Genomic DNA, 20,193 nt, shown 5'->3' with positions numbered 1-20,193 from the left:
TGGTTTAGTTGTTACCCTTAATTATTTTAACAGAATCAGTTCCCTTATCCGTTTTGACTTCCACAATGTAAACACCTTCTGGGTAAGTGTTCATTTCTAACGGAATTGTTCTGCTATGTACTTCAAATGATTGCAATCGCCTTCCCGCGAGATCAAACAGGTTTAGCGTGCCGGTAGAAAAATCAAACCCGACAATGATATTTGTAAATTGCACTGCGGGATTAGGAATAGCTTCAAGCATTTTCTTTTTGTTGATTTCCTTTTTTGTACGGTCTTTTAACTTTACCGCCCAAAAATCGTTTTTACCATTCGCGGTATTACGGTCTTTTGAGACCGTGCCTTTTGCCGTACCTAATAAAAGATATCCTCCATCGCGGGTTTCTATTAGTTTTTTCAGAATGTCTTCATCGGCGCTTCCTACTGTTTTTCTCCAAAATTCCTCCCCGTCTCTGTCTAGTTTTAAAACTACATAGTCATTAATATTTCTATTGTCTTTTCTATTTTTCCCCGTCACTTCACTTCTTGCGGTACCGCCGAGTAAAATAGAACCATCTATACCTTCTTTCATAGAGCTTAGTATATCGGCCTTACCAATATCATAGCTTTGTTGCCATAAAATTTCACCTTCACCATCCAGTCGTAAAACCCAAAAATCAGTGCCATTTTTACTGTTTATCGTCTTACTGCCCGATGCGATTGAATTGGAACTTCCCCCTACGATAAATCCGCCAGCAGTGAGTTCCTGAATGGCGTACAAATGGTCATCTTTTTCACCACCATATGTTTTTTGCCATTCAATACCGCCATTCTTGTTAAGCTTTAATATCCAATAGTCTCCTGCTCCAAATCCTTCCGACATCTTATCAGTTGAGGCCTTCGAGTTAGAATATCCACCAACGATATATCCACCATCATGGGTTTGTGAAATACTTTCCAGAAAATCAAGATGTTCTCCGCCCAATGTACATTGCCAGGTTATATTCCCCTTTTCATCAAGTTTTATTATCCAGTAGTCGAGATTTCCCTTCCCATTTTCCCATTTTCCGTTGGGTGTATGTGTTTTGCCAGGATTATTTGAAGATGAAGAAGCACCTATAATAAATCCTCCATCCCGTGTTTGAAAAATACTCTTAATTTTCTCTTGCCCGCTGCCCCCAATTGTTTTTTGCCACTCCTCATTTCCTTTAGCATTTAATTTTAATATCCAGATATCGTCGTTTCCAAACGATATATCTTTTTTGTCAAGACCCACAGAAGAATTAGAGGTGCCTCCTAAAATAAATCCTCCGTCGTTAGTATTAGAAATGCTATGTAAGATATCTGTACCGTAGCCCCCAAAAGACCTTTGCCAATCAAGATCTCCTGATTCACTCATTTTCCATATCCAATAATCAAGGTCTCCATTGCTATCCTGTGTCTTGTTTCCACTTTTTCCACTTAATGAACTTCCGGCTAAAATGAATCCATAATCAGCAGTGGGTTCCGCATCAAAAAAATAATCGGATTGTCTACCCCCATATGATTTCTCCCAAATAATTTCTTGACCCGATAAGTACAGAGGAAGGGTACACATGATAACAAAATAAAAAATAGGATTTCGTATTGCAGCCATAAGTAAGAAGTTTATTTTAACAGATAAATGACTGTTATAAAAATATATAAAAACCCAATATCAAATAATTTAACACGAATTATATCTATAAACTATAAGTCATATTAAATAAACCATAGACCAAAAATATAGTAAATACGCTTCTTCAAATGTAAACTGAATCAAAAAGGTATATATAAACAACTCTCAATTTAACTTTTCCTAGATATCTATCTTAGTATAAAAGTAATATGCATATCTGTAATAAGTACAATCAGGAAGGTATCTTACAGAAGTCACTCTAGCTGTGTTCGATAGCGGTCACATGACATTCTCGAAGATACTCGGCTACCCCTGTCAGTTTAAACTATATTTATCAATAACATCTTTTTTAATTTGGTTGCCGATGCAACAGGCCATTAGAAAATACAATACATGCCTGCCATAAGATCGGATGGTGGAAGTTCAGACAAGATAAGCCATACATATTAACTCAACTAGCCACACTTGTTACTTATTTTTTTTGGAAGTCTATAGGTTACAATATCAATTCAGACATATATTAATCTTCATCACCTGATGTTGTTTCAACTCTGGTTATCTCCTGCATGTTATCGTTCCACTCAAACTGATGGATATCCCAGGTTTGGGCACCCCTTGGCCTTTCGAGTTTTTGGGCGATAATCACCTTATCACCATCGGTACGCAGGTTAATCATTCCGTACACCGTTACAATCCTTTCTTTCTTTTTTTCCGGGTCAAGGTCTTTTATCCTAATGAATTCTTTACTTGAGCGCATCAGTTCAGTACTGAAAATATAGGAGCGCTCGCCGCGGCTGAATTTACCAATCGTACCTAAAGTATCGGGGCGTGGGTGGCAGTGCGGCTCATCGTCACCGCTGGATATAATTGTAGCAAGCGGATTGACGGCCTGCAGGAACTCGCTGGTGAAATCAGCACTTCCGTGGTGACAGGATTTCGCAAAATCCACCTGAAAATACTGCCTGGCAGTTTCGATTGCGGCATCAAGCCTGTCCTGCAACAATTTCTTCTCTGCCGGATTATTGGCTTCCTTTATGTCTTTGCGCAGGGCAGCGATGTTTTCTCCTGAATACCGTTCCAATAGGTAATCTTCAGCCGGCGGATTCAGGTCACCACCCAGCAAAATGCGTACATTGCCTATAACCAGTTTAAGCACCACCGAATGGCCATTCTTGGTGCGGCCGACGTTATCAGTATTACCAGTTTTTGCCTTAAAATAGCGCAGGGCAGATTGGCCATCGACTGGCTCCGTTAATGGTGCCAATACTTCTATTTTTACCCTTGAAGACGGTACGAGTAATTTGGGTTCGCCTACCTCGTTTCTTAGGGCTGCCTGAAAGCGTACATCAGCATTTTGCTTTAAGCCTTTCAGCAACGTTCTTTCATGCAAAGACCCTTCTCCCATGGTATTAAGGTGTTCTCTCATCTGCTGATCAGTAACTACCAGTTCAGTGATGTAATTGATTTTACCCTGCGGTACTGTTTTGCCCAACTCATCTCCGGCCTCCCTTTGCACCAGTCCGTTATGAAAGATGTTTTTGAACAGGAACTGTTGCATGCTATCGGATTGCCTGGTAAACAGATGGCCAAAGCCCAGGTAATGGTCACTGTCCGGGTGTGATATAACGGCGTTCAGCTGAGGAGGGGCATATTGGCTGAATTTTGTATTGAACCGCCATTTAAGAAAACGCAACATGTTGTCACTACCACCCGCATCGATGATAAAATGCTCATCGTCCGGGGTAACCAAATGGCAGCCGTCTCCCTGGCCGACGTCAATGAAATTCACTTCCAGTATCCTGTCGGGCCTAATCTTTGACTTCAGGATGTAGCCCGTGCAATTACGGCTCCTTACCTTTATGTAGAGCTTGTTTTTAACGGACTTTTCTATAAACATACCGGAACCGTCTTTAAGCACCCTGATGTAATCGCCAAATAGTAAATTTTTCAGGTGTTTCCATTTGATGCCCTTTTCATCAGCCGTTTCTTCATATATTTTTACAGAAGGGTATTCCGCAAAACCATAGCCTTGGTTGAGTATTTGTTGTGTTCCCATTTTCTTTATTTTATTGTTTAGTTTTACTTTTTGTCGTCGTGTTTTTATTGCCGCTCTCTTTATTTTCTCCCTCGCCCCCCTGGTTGTCGGTATTGGAGAAAAGCGATATACCAATCGCCAGGCCTAACCAAAGCTTGCCCTGGTATTTCCAGTCACGGCCGAGTGCTCCGGGGATAAAGTCAGCCCCTGTGAATAAACCTATCTGGAAATTATTATGCGCATACAAAGCGCCGAGATTCGCGGAAAAGGCAGCCGAATTGGTACTGGATGGGGCTACTGCGCTTTTCATACTCAGGCTATCGGTACGCACACTGGCAATACCGAGTCCCATAAGGTAATTTACCGAATGCGTTTTCCTTCCCTCCATCTGGTGTCTCCAGCCAAAGACAAAACCCAGGTTAAGGCTCTCCTCGTAACTGAAAAAGCGGTCTTTGGAATTACCCGTTCTGAGCTTAATGGGTAGGGTCATTACACCCCAGGTAAACTCATCCTTACTTCCATAATACGGGACACAGGATGTGCTGAAAACCTCCGGCTTTATCACAAATTCTTTAAAATTGGCCCATCGCCCGATATAACCTTTAATGGTGTCAAACCTGTAGAGTTCCTTTTGCTGCTTAACACTGTCAAAATAGTTAGCCTTCTCCTTTACTTTGTAATACCGCCAAAAGGTTATCTTGATATTGTTATTATTATCGAAGCCCGTTACCGTAAATTTTGTGTTCTTGCTTGCCCTGTACTTAGCGGATTCAATGAGATTATTTTTCTCGTCAACGCCGTTGACATTGATAAAATCCGGGGTAATGGTATACATCTTACCTATAATTTCCTGGGCATGGCTTCCAACGGACATCACCGCCAGAACCATCATGAAGAGTAGTTTTCGCATGGTATAATAAGGTTATTAAAAAAATATTGCAGTAGCCTTTAAGCCGGTATATTTTATAGGTATGGTTTCAAAGCAATCCTTTTATCAACCAAATTAAAAGGATCCATGATTTTCGTTGGTCGGAGCTGATAGGGTGATCAATCAACACATCGTATATCACGATAAATATATAAAAATCAGTATTTTAAAAAAATACCCATTAATAGGTATTTTTGATGTACGGAGGTTTAAAGTTTCGTAATAGCAAAGCCAGTATTTTCCTTTTAGTGCCTTATTAGGGCTGCCCGGGCGCGCACTTCGCTATATCTTTACCTCTGGGTAAAGTATACCGCTGTAGTCCTGGGGGTAATGCTAAAACGGCTTAGGATTTTATGAAAAGTTTGTACTTTTAGTTTCTTAGATTAAATTATTACGAACAACCGACCCGGACAAATGCAGGCAACGTACTTTCCCCCCGATCATAACCTTCCTGTACATAAACTCACAGGGCTTTTTGCAAATACCTCTGCTACATATAAGTTTTATTGGTTTTTGTCCATACTGGAAGCAGTCGAAGAGGGAAAAATGGTAATCGAGAAGAAGGAACTATTTGCGCGTATGGTTTCCGGTGCGTGGTATACGGTAAATTATTTTCATGTGTCTTTCGGCAAACAGGACTTACTGCAACAGGCAGTAGAAATCATTAGGGGAACTGAATCGATTCCGATAAGCCTAATGCAGGAGGAAATTGTCACCCGCTAGGTTAATTCGGACAAGCCGGAAACCTTAAAGACACTATTGCACTTCGATAAAAACGTACTGCACCGGTTTCTAAGCCCTTGGTTTAAAAAGCCTGAAAAAGCGGAAGACAACAATTATAAGAAATATATTTACAGTGCTTCGGTATCATTTGAAGCGGATTGTATATATGCTTTGGGCGAGCACACAATTACCATGAATCCAAAATGGACCCGTTATTTAAGGGTGCACGCCTGCATTTTAAAAGACTTTTGCCTGTGGAACCTGAGCGCATTCCTTCAGGTACGGAACCCTAGCGTTCCTGATATTGCGGGTAAATTGGTAAAACCTCCGGTTCGTGGTTCCCTCCTACCCCAGCGGAAACAGTTCTGGGATGTCGTGTTTAGGGAATTAGGGACGTTGGATTGCATCTATACCAATACCAAGCTGGATATTTCCAGTTATTCAGTAGATCATTTCATCCCCCATGCATTTGTATCTCATGACCTGATATGGAATCTGGTGCCTATTGACAGACGATTCAATAGCGTCAAATCGGATAAGCTACCGTTACTTGAAAAACATCTGGAACCATTTATAAGATTACACCAGCAAGCATACGAAATAGTAACCGCCGCATCACCGAAAAATAATTTTCTAGGACAATACTGGAATGTATTTCCGCAGCTTAACAATTTAGGTATGGATGTAACTCAATACAGGAACCTAATAATACCTCTGCATACCATTGCGGGGAATAATGGGTTTATGTTATTATAGTATCCTGAAAATTCCGCGGGTAAACGGCTATTGTATTTGATATTCGGTTTTTATAGACTCCAACAAGCGAGTAAATTCGCTAGTTCCTTCTTTTCCGGTCTTTTTCGTAAGCCTGATAAGATTGTTCCCAAGCTCATTCAAAAGCATATTTTTGAGTTCATCTTTGGAAAGCTGTCCACCATTATGATATGTTTTGCTATCCAGTTCGAAGAATAGGATAGGTATAAAGGTTTCCGGGTCGACTATTACTAAATCAACTGAGGCCGTAAGTACAAAGCCAATATGCTCGCTGAATTTTTCCTTTATGATTTCTTGGTTAAGCACCGTTGTTAGTGCTACATTAGGTAATATAATGTGCTCAGGGAAGACGTTGCGGCAGGCTAAAAAAAATTCCTTTTCTTGAGGAGAATTAAAGATCGATTTTAACAAATGTGTCTTATTCTTGGCATATTGCTCTACTATATTAAAGTCAGAATGCTTTTTAGCACGTTGTTCGGCCTTTACGGCTTCTAAAGCTAAATTTCTCCGATACTCTTCGATAATTAGGATCGAAGCTGGATAATCGGGCAACCTAGTGGCATATTGGTAGGATCGCGTTGTATCAATTAAAAACTCAAGCAACCTTACCTCATCGGCTTGGCCAAGAACAAATGAATAGTCTTTAGAATCATGGCATTGCAGCAAAAAAGCAGGATAGGTTATTGCCAAGTCTTTACGGCTAAACAATTCATTTGTGAAATTTTGAAAAAATACCGTCTTGAAAATAGGGTCTTCCAACAAACTGTTAAAGACACTATTATTTCTCAAAATTGCAGTGATTCCATCAAAATTTCCATGCTGTAGATATGCTAAAACTGTTTCTCTCATTTTTCTTTACAAACAATTTTGTTTATTGTTTAGGGCGATAATTACTTTCATGAACTATATTAGGAACCGTAAATATTATCTTTTTTAACATTCAACATCATCCCAGTAATTGATCCCTATTACCTTAGTCTAAACTTTTTACATTTTCAGAACCGAACCACTCTCGTGCTTTACTTAAAACAGCAGACGACGGATTATGGAAATAAACAGCTAGTCGCTCCTTGGATCTTGTGCAGCAAACATAAAATATCTTCTGCGAATTTGTAAGCACATTCACTGAACCCTGACCCAACGTAAATAGACGTTCGAAATTGTAGCGGCTGTTCCATCCTCCATTATCTAAAATAACCAGAACGTTAGTAAATTCTGCACCTTTGGTCTTGTGCTGCGTAGAGAATGGCGTTTTACCTTCAAGATAATTATATAACTTTTGAAACTCTTTGAATTTCAAAAGTTTAACTCTATTATACAGGTATTCTTTTTCAATTTTAAACTTTTCCAAACGCTCATCAATTAGACAAATCCCTTTTTCATGGGCTTGATTAATTATTTCTTCAATAGTTTTATCCGAAACATTTACCAAGCTGTCAATATTGTTTTTGAGATCACGCTTATCCTGCACTTTTCTAAAACGGTGCCGGTAATCTGTGACACGAAGAAACTCATTGTATTGCCCATCTAAGTAAAACTGTATAGTATTTTGAATCTTAAATAGATGCCTTATCAAGTAATCCCGTTTGGAGCCTTTTTTACTCTCATCCGACTCATCTTGTTTTTTGTCGTCAATTAATGCATCCGTACTGATATATATTTTTTTAACTTCCGAAAACGGCTTATTTCTCAATAGATCATACAAAGCGGCCCAATCACGATTTTGAAGCAACACATCCTTTTTCAAGGGCCCATTTCTTGATCCGCTTCGTAGCTGGAGTTTATCCACAACAACGTCAAATGTATCTTCTTCGGCAATTTCTGTTGGCCGTCCCTGTTCCTTATTCTCCTTGATCCTTTTGACTATATCATTCTTTAAACCTATAACAGGATCTTTATCATAAATGTCCATAAGTTGTCTAAACCCAGCTTTATCGGCAATTAAGTTATGGGTTAAGTTCAATTCTTTCGTTGTTTTCGAATCGGTAAAATCCCACCCATTCTCAGATAAAAACTTCTTAATCGCAATAATATCTGCATTTGCAGAATAAAGAAATTGTATTTCCCCTGGTCTAACGCCACTTTCAGACATATTTGGCGCTTTTACATCCGTAGATGGAACCTGGGTTAAACCATCGGTCCTGAGACGATTGGCAAGAGTAATAACACTTTGTGGGTTACGCCTGTTTTGCTCTTTTTTTATTTCTTTAACCATATTATTATCCTCATCCCCTTTATAATCATCTAAATTACCTATGGAATTTTCGTAAATGGACTGCATAGCGTCACCAAAAAAACCCACAATATTTTTTTTGGCTGTCTTTTTAAAATGTTCTAAAAAAATTTTAACGACTAATGGATTGGTATCCTGATATTCATCAATAAAGATAAATTTATATTTATCTTTCACGATATCGCAAAGCCGGGGATAGTTTTCGAACAGATAATTAGCTAGTATTAAGAGTTCATCATGCGATATGATTCCCTCTCTTACACGTACGAACTCCTTATATTGTATCCCATCTTCAAAGGTATCGAAATAATTAACGGGCACAGGATCTACATCGTCAATGGATATTTTGGAGATGTTTTCATCATTTGCTAAAACTACCAACCCTGACATTAATTCCCGCTGGAAATGTTTAATGTTATCCCATAGAAAATCGTGGATTGTCGTAACATTTAGATTTTTGTGGTTAACCCGTTCCTCAATTTCCTTTACAGCAGCATTCGTATAGGTCATACAGGCAACTTTTGACGAAGGATTTTCAGCTATGGCCTGTCGGATAACCTGTACAAGTGAAAAAGTCTTTCCACTACCGGCCCCGCCACTTAGCAAAAAATTCCGCTGTTGATCGATACACTCAAATATCTGCTGGACCTCAATTTCTAAATTTGACCTGTTTAATCGTGCTTCAACCATAGTAATCCTTCTTTAATATATGAGGGTATCTCCCACGTTCCAAAATTATCTGCGGCACTGTACATTAAAATATCTATAGCAAATGTTCCTTTGCTATCGATACAGTTCTCTGCAAGGTCAAATGGTGTCTTTGAGGTATCATAAAAGTACTTAAGATTTTTCAGTCCTTTGAATTTAGACCTGTTATCTTTGATGAATTGCACATTTCGAGGAATATTAAAAAATGCGTCTTCAAAGCTTCTTGCCTGATAATTATTCTCTTTGGTTTGAAAAACTATTTGCAAAAAACCATCTGTATCTACTATCCAGTTATCTTCCTTCTTAAACCTCCTATCAGCAAAACTCAAGACGCGCAGATTTTCAAAAGTCTTTCCCTGAAAAAAGAAATTTAGTGTAGGATTCGATGATTTTTCTCCTTCAACAACGACACATGAATAATCAGCTTTCCTTTGCTTGCCGGTTTTGGATGTCTTTATTAGACCGTCCTGGGTTCTGACAAAATCTTTTTTAACCGAATCCAAATCAGTGATAATAAGTGACTTTATACCTATAAAATTAATAAAACGCTCAAATACATTAGCGTAATTTCCTACCTCAATTATAGAAATATTTTGAGACATGAGTGGATCTTCAGAAACTTCATTATCGACTTTCTTCATCATCGCAGGTAGTAAAATACGTTCTGTATCCCCCTCTATGAAAATGGCCTTGTCCGCAAAAAAAAGCTCCGCTCTGTTAAGGGTAAGATATTGTTTTAAAAATCGGAGATTTTTCTCCTGCCCTTCTTCGGTGTATTCGTTGGCGAGACTCTTTAGATTTTTTGCCTTGACACTGTTCGGATGCTCTTTTTTCAAATATTTAATATCATCAAATACGCTTTCCGATACTATACAGGAAGAATGCGTACTAATAATATATTGTAACTTTCTGTTTTCACCGTCCTTTCTCACAATTCCTTCACCCAATAACTGTCTGATATTCTTAATAAACACATATTGCATTTGTGGGTGAGTATGTGCTTCGGGTTCCTCAATAAAAAGTAAATTTATATCCGAAGGCTTTTTGTCCAACTCTCTTTTAAATTCATGTACAAGTATCTCGATCTCAAATATCATACTGATCAGATTCATGTAACCCAGGCCATTATAGTACTCCGGGAGTTGATGGTCATCATCGTGCTTGTAAATGACAGTCGTATTACCTTCTAGTAGTTCCCGTTGCTGGAGGGTGGACTTGATTTCTATGTGAGACTCATTGGCTTTTATACCTCCGAATCTTTTTACTTTTTTGATAATATCATTGAACAGAGTTTTGTAAATGTCGCTCAAGTTATCATCTGTTTCTGTAAGGCTGTCTTTAAATTTTTCGACAGCGTCAGTTTGTTCTTCGATTACCTCAGTACTCTTATATATCCTTGAAGTCTGCGTAGAGAGTGTCTTATTTTTCTCCTTATTAGTGACATCTCTTTTAGCGCTTATATACTTAAAGTTGACAATTTCCTTGATTTCTGCATCGGTTACCTCAATATATTCTTTTTGCTCAATACACTTTTCGCTAAAATTATACCTAAAAGACTTTCTACTAATTTTAAAGTATTTTGTAAGTTCCTTTTGTAGATAATCGTAAAAAATCCGTGGGGTATATGTCTTGTTACTTTGATCAGCAAGTACCATTTTACTATTTTCATTATCCAAAAACTCAGCAAAATCTTTTTTTAGAAGAAGGTAATTGTCAAATCCCATGGTATACTCAAATCCAAGAACGATAAAAGTATTGTCTGGATCTAGATCCATCATTACCTTGCTGATATTAGATAAATCATCAGACTCATTATATTCTATAACCAGATTTAAACGAATTCCCAAAGGCTTAAAATCGACAGGTGAAATATCGTCTTGAGATTCAATTGCTTTTTTTAAATCGGCCTTAAAATCATTATTAAAGTCGTTAAAATGAAATTTCGCTTTATCGGACTGCGACAGAAACTTCTCAAGAATTGTAAGTATGGAGGTCTTCCCTGTATTATTTTTACCGATAACTAAGGAAAGTTCATCTTCTAGCTCCAAATCAAAATTTTGGAGAAGCCTATAATTTTGTATTTCTATTTTAGTAATTTTCATCTAAAGAATTTTGATGCTTATTTAGGCAATGGGTTTCATATCATTCTGAAATCTGTGCTTATAAAAAGTCTGCTATAAAATTATTCATTCAGGCCCCAATTCAGCTCCCGGTTTAGTATCTCATTTATTTTCTTATTCGTACAGCTCTTTCTAAACCCTTCAAATAGCTTTGTTGATGCCTCTAAATAAAAGTTACGATTTAAATCATAATCAAATTCTGGATCATTTAAATCTGTGGTAATAAGCTCACTCAGATTATGGTTAAACTCACTCAGGAAACTCTTGGAGACAAAATCCACTGTTTTAGAGAACAAGATAAATTCATTAATGGTTAAGGCTACTTCAATATTGTTATGGATTTCCAGACATTTGTCTCTAAGTCTGATTAGACTATCTTCATTGAATTTATCTGGGTTTTCGGATTTGATTTGTTTTCCCGGCAACCGGTCATCATAGAAAAGGTATTCTATTATAGCAAATGTCAGCGTCACGAACGTAACATTATCGGCGTTAGCTGTCAATCTCAATAGAATATGTTGATTTGAATATAGACGTTTCATTACTGATGCTGGCTGTTGTTTTTTCTATTATTTAATGTAGGTATTTCAAATTATATAAGACGATAAAGCACTATTTACTTCCCCAAAACATATTAGCAATTACCTTTATACTTGGCTTGAATCTAATCAAATATATTAATCGCAATGCTTTTAATACTAGGGTAAACTAAAGTATGTGAAACACCCACTATTTCTGCTAATCTTTAATCCTTCCTTACAAGCATTTTTGATAGCTATGTTCACGCTGTTCTATTTGATTTTCTCTGCAAGTACTTTCCCTGTTGAGTTAGCCGCTGTTTGAGAAAATGTTCCTTCAATATTATCAGTTATAATCTTAGCCTGGATTATACCAGTTGTTGTTCGTAATTTACCATTTTCAGAAATTGAAAGAACAATATTTTCTCCTTTTAATGAGCCTTCGAGTTGCAAACAAGTTTTATTTTTTGATTCCAGTTCCTCACCATCAATTGTAATCTTTTCTGCCGTACCTTTAATGATATTTTGGTTTTCGTTTAGAAACATTTTCCATCCAATCTTTTTTCCAATGTAAGCTGAGTAGTTGGATTGAGTTACTTCTGTTGTTAGTTTCCATTCTCCATCTAAATTAGGTTTAGATCTTGGCCAGATTTGCCACACTGTAATTATTAAAGCAATAATACCTACGACTGTCCCAATTTTCGTATATTTTCCTTCTTCTTCGGTAAATGGTTTATCCCTCATTGAAATTGATTCAGATTTATATGCCGAATATATCAAAACTATATATCACTATTTTAAGTAAAAATACCTGTTTTAAAGAAATGTTAAAATACCCATTAATAGGTATTTTATGGCTTACTCAAAAAGCCTATTTAATATAAATCAAAATCATACTTTAGTATTCTAAGAAATATCGTAGGAAATATTTTATCGCTTTAGGATTATCTTTTAAAGATCAGAACCGCCTAATAGCAGCCATTAAAATTCAATGTTTATTAAATAATTTAGTGCCTCTTAGCTAAATGTGGATACATATTTCGAATCTTTTCTTTTTTTTCTTCAGTGTCCGCTTTGTCAAGCATTTTTTGGTAAATATCGGTTTTCAAATAATACGTTTTATCACCCTCATAAAAATAACCTGTTATAAAGTCCGCTGATAATTCCAATATAACTGTCATCTCCATCAGCGCCTCGCGTTTAAATAAGATAACGCTGTGATCCGAGGCGTTGTCATCATATTTAATGTTATGTTCCTTGAAATCGCCGGGCATATTGGCAACATGGTCAATAAATCTGTACAGCGGGTCCAATACCAGTATTTGAAAGAGCGAGTCGTCATGTTTTTTACTCTCCATTACAGTCACCGTTTTACGATAGAGCATAGATAGACTATGGGTAAGTAGTACTTCGCCGTTTGTGAGTGAAAGATAAGCTTTGCAAAACACTTCAATGTAGAAGGTCAAATTGTGGAAAATTGCAGGAGATAATTTACTTAGTAACTCAGAGCTATTGGAGTCAATATCGTATACACTTTCATCTTCAATAACTTCAATAGCCTTTTCTAAAAGAAGTGATATAACAAGGTACTGGTTCAGGCAGGCATTAACGGCTTTGTTTGTTGTAACCTTCCTTGGCGCGACCAGTCCTGAAGTGCTGATCCATATATGGCCAAAATCACTTTCTGAAATATGGATGTTAGAAATAGCGTCGAAATAGTAACGGTGTTTGGTAAAATGGTCATGGCTGACCCCTAAACAATCAAGCACACTGACAAAGAACTTGTAATCCGAAAACTTAAATGTATCCGCAAAAGGCTTTTGTTCAGAAATTCTATGACGTAATTCATCAAGGTCGCTTTCATTTGCGATTAAAATATACTTATAGCCGTTTTCAACTACTGATTTCATCTAATTACAACTTGATTTATACCCTATTTAATTTTTATCCAAGGATCCTTTCAAGGTCCTTATTCTACAAAAACATATCTGTGAAGCAATGGTAGGTTCAGAGGCTATACTTTTTATCTAAAGTCTGAACAATTATTCCACTCTCAGAAACAATAAATGTTTGCTCTTCAAAAATCCTTTCCATTAACAGCCATACCCTATCAACAATTGAAAATACTGTTTTCTGATTTGTGTCACTAACTGTTAATAAGCCTGTGTAAGTAATACTTTTTATTTGGTATGTGTTATCAGGTAAGTAGAGTAACGATTGCCTATATGAATACTCTTTACTCACTGTTAGAGAAGGATTTTGCTCACTTAGATATTTTTTAAATACCATTAATTCATCAAATAAATTGGTTATTTTCCCATTTCCATATTTTATAAAAATGTAGTACTGGTTCTTTTCTTGCAGGATAATTTGGTTATCATCGCAATCGATAGCTGTGATATTTGTTACGACCGGGCGTCTCAAGTTTACATGAACATTTGTAGTTAGATCAAAAAGCTGTAATAACCTTTGTTGTTCCGGGTATTCTTTTCCGGCTTCTCGAAGCTGAACGATTAATATATTATGATGTTTAGCAAACTGCTGTGCATCGGGTGTATAACCACTTTTTGATACAATAACTCCCCGTTTTATGTCGGTGTCGTTGATGATTGCCAGAAGCTTCATCACAATATCTTTATTGACTTTTTTATTAACATATTTACATTCTATTGCAGTACGGTATGTGCAGGTGTCGTCCGTTTCAGAAGTCAAGACATCGATTTGATGCATCACTCCCGAAGCCCCTTTTATTTTACAATCATTTCCATATCCTTCAATTCTGATATTATAACTATGCCCTAAAGTCTCATAAATATATTTTGTTATGAACTCGTACTGCTCCCAGTCTAATTTGTTTTGATTTTTCATTTATTGAGGTTTAGCTAAAGTCCTTTTTGAATTATCAAAAAGGACTTTATGCTGATGATTGTTAATTATCAATGGAAGCATTATGATGATATACAGAGTCCACATTCCAATAATCAATTAATGTATAATAAAATATTAATTTTGATTATAAATTTCTATGACAAACGACCTAATGTGCCTTATAATTCATAATTTAAAAGTTCTTCTTGGATTCCGATATCTTTCACAAGTAGAAAGATATCTTCAGCAATTTCCGTCGAAGTAAACCGAATTGAACCATCGCTATCATACCGCGACACTGGTTTGCCCAATGCTCTTAAATTTATCATTTTGTCTACCGTCAGGTCGCAAAAAAAACGAATAGGTTTAAGCTTCGGATAACCGTCAATATCAACCTCTTTCTCTCCATAGGCAGCAATAGTATACATTCGTGTGAAACATGATATCTCATAATCATTAAGCTCTCTTAATACTTCTACTATGATAATATCCTTAAAGTTGATGTAATTATTCTCAATCAGGACTTTTCCGGCATAGTGACCCAATATGAGCGAGCAATAGTTGGATTTGGAGTTAAGAGCTGCATCTATTGTATCGTTCAAAAAATTAAAATTCTTTTCTTCTTTGAGATAGCGTTTGAGCCTTTCTGTATCAATCCCAGAACCACTGTCCCGTAAGCTTTTTGAATAGCCCTTTAAAAAATTTTTAAATCTCCTTTTCTTTGCGAATGTATACAATGAGCCAATGGCTTTTAAAGGGGCAAAAATATCAGATGCAGTATCAGTGTAATCTTTAATACCTTCAAAATAAGAATCAACAAGGTCATCAATGTGTTCAATATTATCTACAATTTTCTTTGATAAGTCTATAAGTGAATTATTTGCCATATTATAAAAGTTATCTTTTCTGGTTGTGAATTTGCAGTACTAACTATCCTCCGTAAACACTATCAAGTAATGTAATAGTGATGATTAACGGGCTTATCAATGGGTGGTTTTTGCCCGTCAATTTCCAATAAGCTATGCTCAATCATAGCAGCCATCGTATCCAATGCCAAATCATTGGGCTGTGTTCCGAAAGGATCTTCGAGTTCATCGGCTATGGCTTCTAGTGCCACAAAGGTATAAGCCACAAAAGCTATTACAAAAGGCGTAAGCCATCCAAGTATATCTACAAAACCAAAAGGCAGCATAAAACAGTATATGTAAACGGTGCGGTGCAACAACACCGAATACGAATATGGTATCGGGGTATTGGCAATGCGCTCACAACCGCCGATAATATCGGACAGCTTGTTGAAATTTTCCTCAAAGGCCAATTGCGATACGGACGATATGTTCCCTTTTTGCCTATTTACCTTTACCCACTCCCCTAAATACTTCAGTATCATTACGGGTTTGAAGCTGTAATGACGTATGTCATTAGCTATCTCTTTAGGTAAAAGCCTTTCCATGTCATCATTTGGATTAGTATTGCGGAGTTGGTGCTTTAGAGCATATACTAGTGCTATAAGTTTGTTTACAAATAGTGAAATTTCCGTTTGGTTTTCAGTACTATCTGTTAGGTTATGTGCCTGTCTTGCCAAGGAACGTGTGTCGTTTAATAAGGCGCCCCAAAGTTTTCTCCCTTCCCAAAACCGATCATAGCTGACATTGTTTCGAAAACCAAGAAAAATAGCCAGGGCAATACCAAAAACAGTGAATATCGCGGGGTTAATATGTAAATGGTATTCCAACAGAATATCTTGGAAGTAAACTAAAATACTTGTATATAAGATGAGAAGTCCGAGCCTTGGTAGAAGTTGGGGTAACACCGAACCCTGCCATTCGAAGAGCATCCTGAACCAGTGTGTTTTCTTCTTGATGATCATATGGGAAAATAATATAAATCTAAAACGATTTATCAAAGCTATGGATAAATTCTATTTCATTTTTAAATTCTGTTATCTGTTTCTCCAAAATCCGAAAAGCTTAGATATCTCAAAGGGAGTAAGGCTGGCAAGGTCGGTCAAAATAATAAAAAGAAGCTATTGCTCTTATAACTGCCCGGAAATTATTTTACGAAAATTTATTAACCAGATTAGCTTTCGAAGCATAATGCAAATAAGAAAAAGGCGATTCTCTCAGTTTCGCTCTAGCCTGATTACTCTGTTCTATATAATGTCCTGTTAATTCTAATGCCCCAACTGCCGAAATTCCGATTGTCGTCCAATCTAATGGAATATCCATCAGATGATATTTTGCATTTATTGCCGCACCTGCTGATAGAAGCGTTGTAGGTGACTTTAAATTTATAAGGGATTTAAATGTTTTGAAACCTGAGTTTATTTTTGAATCTTCCAATGTCTTATTTAAGTCTTCAACGCCGTTAATGAGTGTTTCTTTGAAATTCATAACAGTCTCTTTGAGTTCACCATTTGAACCTGAATTTGACACTTTTGATTGAAAATCAGATAACATTTTTTTAAAGTGTCTCAAGTTATCCGCTCTCTTTGTCTTAAACTTTATAATATCCTCCAACGGTACGTTATCTTTAGGGGTAGGAAGAACCCTGTCAAGATTTAAACTAATAACAGGAAATCCCTCGTCAGGAGAAACTCTATTAAAGTTAAATTTTTCGTATGTATAATAATCTGTTCCGATTGTTGTTTGGTTAATGTTGATATCTGCAAGATATTTTGCCAGCAATGACATGTATAATAATGCAGTATTTCGTTCAAACCATAACCAATCATGATTGGCTTCCCGTTGAGCTAAACCTATGTCTGATAAAAAGTAAAACGTCATATCGGAAACTTTATTAGCATGAATTCGGGAAAATCCTCTTTCACGTTCATTTATATTTCTTCTCCCGGCAACATTATTATAAGTATGCCTATTTATGAAATTTTGAAATTCATTACTTGAAACTATAGAACGGAATTCTTCGTGAAAGCTGTCAACCACTTCCCATCCAGCATCAGTAAGAAGGCTATCAGGATTAATAGGGCGAAAATGTCCCTCATTCATCAAATATTGAATATCCGGAGACAATTGGATCATAGTTTCATCCTTCCAATTTTTAGGGATAATGGAACTAACCTCATCCCAATATAGTAATGCATGCCTAAGCCATGAATTGGTCGGGATGTCAATAGTTGGATAGTATAATATTGTTCTATTCATTTTAAGATAATAAATTTTAAATATTATAAGTTTTGATGTAAATATTTCTTGTATATACAAAAGATGTTTTCTACTTGTTGTGGGATTAAACCAGCATCCTGCCATTTTTGCGGTAAGTCTATCATTTCTAATGATTTCTTACCGTTTAAACTTCCCAGAAGTTTAATAGCACCTTCCCGTGAGCCGCAGTGCAGGTATATTTTAGTAGGGAGTATATCACCGCGATACGCAGCAATTCGTTCAGCAGTGTCATACAATGCTAAAGATCCTATGCGATATGTTCTGTGCCGAGTTATCACTTTCAATAAATCTTCAAAGGTTTTCGTTTCACGTATTTCATTTTCATATCGCAACAGATGTAGCGCAAAAGTTTTAGAATATTCATAACCAACCCTATTCTGGTGGGGGTGTATTTGATTGTTTTTGTCCAAGGAACAAGCGGCTACATAAATTGCCGAAGATAATGTCGTTTGGCTTTTACAATGTAGAATGTGCCCATCATCTTTTCTACTTCGATAGTCGTCTAATATATTTTGAAATGTCATTATCAGGTATTTATAATGTTTGTTCAAGTTGCCTAACCAACTCGACTAAGCTTGAAAACTCCGCAATACAATTATCCAAGAATGTTTTATTGGTGTAGACTACAGGTATCTTGAATAAGTGTAAGAATGTATGGTCTTTTATTTGCTCTATAATTACTATTTGTCGGGAAGATAAATATTCCTTATAAAAAAGTATTCCTTCTAAATTTCGAAGTAAGGCGTCTTTCCTTGAGTTAATATAGACTGCATTACTTTGGTTACCACCTGTAATCAACGAAAAGCATGAGGGTTTATTAAGATTATTCCCTTTGAATAACTGGGAAATTTGGTCTACCGTAATCGTATCAATTAAGGTATTGCTCTGTGGGAATACGCCAAAAGAATTAATGTACGCTGCAATTTGATTTTTTATTTCACCATATTTTGTGTGTATAACAGGTTTTATTTTTTGCTTCTCAATTTTTTCTGGTAGATAAGATATAAAAATGTAAAACACGAAACCCGCAAAATAACTATACGACAAGTTCAATATCACATTATTGATGTTTCCGGAATTATCCGCCTTGCCAAGTAGAGGCAATATTGAAAGTCCTATGCTGCCGATTGCATATAGGCTTAACAGTGTACTAATCAGCAAAAAAATCCTTATAGTATTAATCATTAATATTGTTACTGTTTAATTTCCATTAAATAATCACTTACTTCCTGCCGCATAATTTTTTAAATTCCTCTCTGACATCTTCAAAGGTAGGGCCGTCAATATCTTTGATTTTCTGATAGGAGTCAATGCCCCTGTCAGTCGCCATAGCGCTCCAGAAAAATTGTTCGACCTTCTCCGCGCTTACTTGTTCTTTTAAACGCATTCGGGTACCTTTTACCTTGTTTTTAATTACTTTGGTAGTCTTTGGGTTAGTTTCTAAAGGTGTGAAGACTTTTTCCTCAAGGAATTTGAGTAACTCGTCTTTGGTTGGTTTCATATAATGCTAATTGATTTTCAATGATAAATTATTTGCCCCGGCTAATTTCCCATTCTATATAGGCACGCTGTTCGATCTGATGATCTAACCATTCGTCAAAATCTTCCATTAACTCCGGAGCCAGCTTTAAAGCTTCTCCAAGCTGGGTCACATTTTTTAGACGAATTTGTCGTAAACCTACAAAAAGTTGTGGATGAATTTCTCTAGTTGACTTGTCAATGAAGTCGTCAGGATTATTTGATACATAAATCAGATCGTATTTCCAAGGTGTCTGGTTCTGAGTGTGTTCACATATACTTCTAAGAATCAACGCATCATTAAAGTTATTTTTATTATTCTGAAACGGCGGTACTTTTTCTATAGCAAGGTTTGCCACAAATAATTTCTGCTCCTCTGTAACTTTTATATAGGTGCAAGATTTCATAAAAGCTTCCACCTCCTCTACTCGTTGTGTAGCAATTGCTATTCTATCTTCTTCGCTTTTATAAGATGATATTACTTCTACATATTCATCTTTTTTACTACCAAGATAATTAGATAAGTTTACAGCTGCTGAATATTCTTGTTTTATAGCAGTGGAAAGAGAATTTATAGTAGTATATTTATTTCTTTGCCATTCCTTTATGATAATATCGTTAACTATAATTTCTATCTCACTATTCTCTTTCATCACCTGCAACCTTTGCCAAAGTTCAAAAAAAGTATCCTTGGTTAAATAGATCCAAATGTTTGTGTCTAAAGCTATTTGTGTCATTTAGAATTAAATAAATTTGAAATTAGATAAATTTAGAAAGACATCAGTAGGTAAAAATACCTGTTTTGTTTCTCTAAGTAAATTTACTACACAACCGGCACAGCAACATCCGATCAGCATGTTCCAATAATGATCAGAAATCCACTGATGAAAGTTAATATTGGCTTTATGAAAGGAGTTATAGAATATTTCTGTAGTTGGAAAAACCTTCTA

19 protein-coding genes are annotated in these 20,193 nt (G+C 36.4%); 2 read left to right on the top strand and 17 right to left on the bottom strand.

Annotation, left to right across the window (positions count from 1 at the left end; genetic code table 11):
* Window positions 1–4: 4 nt before the first annotated feature.
* The 3 genes from ACZIX4_RS02970 to ACZIX4_RS02960 form a co-directional block, all read right to left on the bottom strand.
* Entirely contained in the window at window positions 5–1,612 is a 1,608-nt protein-coding gene (locus ACZIX4_RS02970; RefSeq protein WP_463334121.1) for a T9SS type A sorting domain-containing protein, read from the bottom strand.
* Window positions 1,613–2,153: 541 nt separating this feature from the next.
* Window positions 2,154–3,689 carry a ComEC/Rec2 family competence protein gene (locus tag ACZIX4_RS02965; RefSeq protein ID WP_463334120.1) on the bottom strand — a complete coding sequence of 512 codons (1,536 nt, stop codon included), beginning with the start codon at window positions 3,687–3,689 and terminating at the stop codon, window positions 2,154–2,156.
* Window positions 3,690–3,699: 10 nt separating this feature from the next.
* On the bottom strand, window positions 3,700–4,578 hold the full coding sequence (locus ACZIX4_RS02960; RefSeq protein WP_463334119.1) for a hypothetical protein: 879 nt from the start codon (window positions 4,576–4,578) through the stop codon (window positions 3,700–3,702).
* A gap of 432 nt (window positions 4,579–5,010) precedes the next feature.
* Here ACZIX4_RS02960 and ACZIX4_RS02955 point away from each other — a divergent pair, with 432 nt between their 5' ends.
* Complete coding sequence (locus tag ACZIX4_RS02955; RefSeq protein ID WP_463334118.1) at window positions 5,011–5,319, top strand: hypothetical protein; 309 nt, start codon at window positions 5,011–5,013, stop codon at window positions 5,317–5,319.
* A gap of 36 nt (window positions 5,320–5,355) precedes the next feature.
* The gene (locus ACZIX4_RS02950) at window positions 5,356–6,075 is read left to right on the top strand and encodes an HNH endonuclease domain-containing protein (RefSeq protein ID WP_463334117.1); all 720 of its coding nucleotides are present in this window, start codon (window positions 5,356–5,358) and stop codon (window positions 6,073–6,075) included.
* Window positions 6,076–6,102: 27 nt separating this feature from the next.
* On the opposite strand, the gene ACZIX4_RS02945 is transcribed toward ACZIX4_RS02950, so the two are convergent.
* The 14 genes from ACZIX4_RS02945 to ACZIX4_RS02880 form a co-directional block, all read right to left on the bottom strand.
* Window positions 6,103–6,942, bottom strand: a complete 840-nt coding sequence (locus tag ACZIX4_RS02945; RefSeq protein ID WP_463334116.1) for a DUF2726 domain-containing protein — start codon at window positions 6,940–6,942, stop codon at window positions 6,103–6,105.
* A 124-nt stretch (window positions 6,943–7,066) separates the two neighbouring features.
* Window positions 7,067–9,016, bottom strand: coding sequence for a UvrD-helicase domain-containing protein (locus ACZIX4_RS02940; protein ID WP_463334115.1), 1,950 nt, complete (start codon window positions 9,014–9,016; stop codon window positions 7,067–7,069).
* Window positions 8,998–11,136 carry an ATP-dependent nuclease gene (locus ACZIX4_RS02935; protein ID WP_463334114.1) on the bottom strand — a complete coding sequence of 713 codons (2,139 nt, stop codon included), beginning with the start codon at window positions 11,134–11,136 and terminating at the stop codon, window positions 8,998–9,000. The genes ACZIX4_RS02940 and ACZIX4_RS02935 overlap by 19 nt, the downstream gene beginning before the upstream one ends.
* A gap of 80 nt (window positions 11,137–11,216) precedes the next feature.
* Entirely contained in the window at window positions 11,217–11,657 is a 441-nt protein-coding gene (locus tag ACZIX4_RS02930; RefSeq protein ID WP_463334113.1) for a hypothetical protein, read from the bottom strand.
* Between the two features lie 288 nt (window positions 11,658–11,945).
* Complete coding sequence (locus ACZIX4_RS02925) at window positions 11,946–12,416, bottom strand: hypothetical protein (RefSeq protein WP_463334112.1); 471 nt, start codon at window positions 12,414–12,416, stop codon at window positions 11,946–11,948.
* A 263-nt stretch (window positions 12,417–12,679) separates the two neighbouring features.
* The gene (locus ACZIX4_RS02920; RefSeq protein WP_463334111.1) at window positions 12,680–13,582 is read right to left on the bottom strand and encodes a hypothetical protein; all 903 of its coding nucleotides are present in this window, start codon (window positions 13,580–13,582) and stop codon (window positions 12,680–12,682) included.
* 97 nt (window positions 13,583–13,679) lie between these two features.
* Window positions 13,680–14,540 carry a restriction endonuclease gene (locus tag ACZIX4_RS02915; RefSeq protein ID WP_463334110.1) on the bottom strand — a complete coding sequence of 287 codons (861 nt, stop codon included), beginning with the start codon at window positions 14,538–14,540 and terminating at the stop codon, window positions 13,680–13,682.
* A 179-nt stretch (window positions 14,541–14,719) separates the two neighbouring features.
* Window positions 14,720–15,427, bottom strand: a complete 708-nt coding sequence (locus ACZIX4_RS02910; protein ID WP_463334109.1) for a hypothetical protein — start codon at window positions 15,425–15,427, stop codon at window positions 14,720–14,722.
* A 62-nt stretch (window positions 15,428–15,489) separates the two neighbouring features.
* Window positions 15,490–16,410, bottom strand: coding sequence for a bestrophin family protein (locus ACZIX4_RS02905; RefSeq protein WP_463334108.1), 921 nt, complete (start codon window positions 16,408–16,410; stop codon window positions 15,490–15,492).
* 187 nt (window positions 16,411–16,597) lie between these two features.
* A complete protein-coding gene (locus tag ACZIX4_RS02900) occupies window positions 16,598–17,704 on the bottom strand; it encodes a DUF6236 family protein (RefSeq protein ID WP_463334107.1) in 1,107 nt (368 codons plus the stop codon).
* Window positions 17,705–17,727: 23 nt separating this feature from the next.
* Window positions 17,728–18,249 (bottom strand): hypothetical protein, encoded by a 522-nt coding sequence (locus tag ACZIX4_RS02895; RefSeq protein WP_463334106.1) that lies wholly within the window; start codon window positions 18,247–18,249, stop codon window positions 17,728–17,730.
* Between the two features lie 10 nt (window positions 18,250–18,259).
* The gene (locus ACZIX4_RS02890) at window positions 18,260–18,910 is read right to left on the bottom strand and encodes a hypothetical protein (RefSeq protein ID WP_463334105.1); all 651 of its coding nucleotides are present in this window, start codon (window positions 18,908–18,910) and stop codon (window positions 18,260–18,262) included.
* Window positions 18,911–18,947: 37 nt separating this feature from the next.
* On the bottom strand, window positions 18,948–19,226 hold the full coding sequence (locus ACZIX4_RS02885) for a hypothetical protein (RefSeq protein WP_463334104.1): 279 nt from the start codon (window positions 19,224–19,226) through the stop codon (window positions 18,948–18,950).
* A gap of 28 nt (window positions 19,227–19,254) precedes the next feature.
* Window positions 19,255–19,980: a PIN domain-containing protein gene (locus ACZIX4_RS02880; RefSeq protein ID WP_463334103.1), complete on the bottom strand. Its 726-nt coding sequence runs from the start codon at window positions 19,978–19,980 to the stop codon at window positions 19,255–19,257.
* Between the last annotated feature and the right edge of the window lie 213 nt (window positions 19,981–20,193).

The organism is Flavobacterium niveum (genome assembly GCF_055231775.1).
This window is presented reverse-complemented; position numbering and strand designations above follow the sequence as displayed.

Excerpts from the sequence above, each read along its gene's own strand:
- ACZIX4_RS02970 (WP_463334121.1), bottom strand. The coding sequence starts at position 1,612 with ATGGCTGCAATACGAAATCCTATTTTTTATTTTGTTATCATGTGTACC.
- ACZIX4_RS02965 (WP_463334120.1), bottom strand. The coding sequence starts at position 3,689 with ATGGGAACACAACAAATACTCAACCAAGGCTATGGTTTTGCGGAATAC.
- ACZIX4_RS02960 (WP_463334119.1), bottom strand. The coding sequence starts at position 4,578 with ATGCGAAAACTACTCTTCATGATGGTTCTGGCGGTGATGTCCGTTGGA.
- ACZIX4_RS02955 (WP_463334118.1), top strand. The coding sequence starts at position 5,011 with ATGCAGGCAACGTACTTTCCCCCCGATCATAACCTTCCTGTACATAAA.
- ACZIX4_RS02945 (WP_463334116.1), bottom strand. The coding sequence starts at position 6,942 with ATGAGAGAAACAGTTTTAGCATATCTACAGCATGGAAATTTTGATGGA.
- ACZIX4_RS02940 (WP_463334115.1), bottom strand. The coding sequence starts at position 9,016 with ATGGTTGAAGCACGATTAAACAGGTCAAATTTAGAAATTGAGGTCCAG.
- ACZIX4_RS02935 (WP_463334114.1), bottom strand. The coding sequence starts at position 11,136 with ATGAAAATTACTAAAATAGAAATACAAAATTATAGGCTTCTCCAAAAT.
- ACZIX4_RS02925 (WP_463334112.1), bottom strand. The coding sequence starts at position 12,416 with ATGAGGGATAAACCATTTACCGAAGAAGAAGGAAAATATACGAAAATT.
- ACZIX4_RS02920 (WP_463334111.1), bottom strand. The coding sequence starts at position 13,582 with ATGAAATCAGTAGTTGAAAACGGCTATAAGTATATTTTAATCGCAAAT.
- ACZIX4_RS02915 (WP_463334110.1), bottom strand. The coding sequence starts at position 14,540 with ATGAAAAATCAAAACAAATTAGACTGGGAGCAGTACGAGTTCATAACA.
- ACZIX4_RS02910 (WP_463334109.1), bottom strand. The coding sequence starts at position 15,427 with ATGGCAAATAATTCACTTATAGACTTATCAAAGAAAATTGTAGATAAT.
- ACZIX4_RS02905 (WP_463334108.1), bottom strand. The coding sequence starts at position 16,410 with ATGATCATCAAGAAGAAAACACACTGGTTCAGGATGCTCTTCGAATGG.
- ACZIX4_RS02900 (WP_463334107.1), bottom strand. The coding sequence starts at position 17,704 with ATGAATAGAACAATATTATACTATCCAACTATTGACATCCCGACCAAT.
- ACZIX4_RS02895 (WP_463334106.1), bottom strand. The coding sequence starts at position 18,249 with ATGACATTTCAAAATATATTAGACGACTATCGAAGTAGAAAAGATGAT.
- ACZIX4_RS02890 (WP_463334105.1), bottom strand. The coding sequence starts at position 18,910 with ATGATTAATACTATAAGGATTTTTTTGCTGATTAGTACACTGTTAAGC.
- ACZIX4_RS02885 (WP_463334104.1), bottom strand. The coding sequence starts at position 19,226 with ATGAAACCAACCAAAGACGAGTTACTCAAATTCCTTGAGGAAAAAGTC.
- ACZIX4_RS02880 (WP_463334103.1), bottom strand. The coding sequence starts at position 19,980 with ATGACACAAATAGCTTTAGACACAAACATTTGGATCTATTTAACCAAG.